This is a genomic window from Pantoea sp. Pa-EAmG (genome assembly GCF_030024295.1).
GTDB classification, from domain to species: Bacteria; Pseudomonadota; Gammaproteobacteria; order Enterobacterales; family Enterobacteriaceae; genus Pantoea; species Pantoea dispersa.
Map to the genome: position 1 here is coordinate 1 of NZ_JASEWO010000438.1, position 438 is coordinate 438.

1 pseudogene is annotated in these 438 nt (G+C 52.7%); it reads left to right on the forward strand.

Annotated features, from left to right (window positions below):
• Positions 1–438 (forward strand): annotated as a pseudogene (rpoB, locus tag QMM04_RS23130) (DNA-directed RNA polymerase subunit beta); the annotation flags it as partial.

Consider the following 438-nt stretch of genomic DNA (forward strand, 5'->3'; position numbering starts at 1 on the left):
ACTCGTTCCAGAAGTTTATCGAGCAAGATCCAGAAGGCCAGTACGGTCTGGAAGCAGCCTTCCGTTCCGTGTTCCCAATCGCGAGCTACAGCGGCAACTCTGAGTTGCAGTATGTCAGCTACCGTCTGGGTGAGCCGGTGTTTGACGTGACAGAGTGTCAGATCCGTGGCGTGACGTACTCCGCACCGCTGCGCGTTAAACTGCGTCTGGTGATCTACGAGCGCGAAGCGCCGGAAGGCACCGTAAAAGACATCAAAGAACAAGAAGTGTACATGGGCGAAATTCCGCTCATGACCGACAACGGTACCTTTGTCATCAACGGTACTGAGCGTGTTATCGTTTCTCAGCTGCATCGTAGTCCTGGCGTATTCTTTGACAGCGATAAGGGTAAGACGCACTCGTCTGGTAAAGTGCTGTATAACGCACGTATCATCCCTT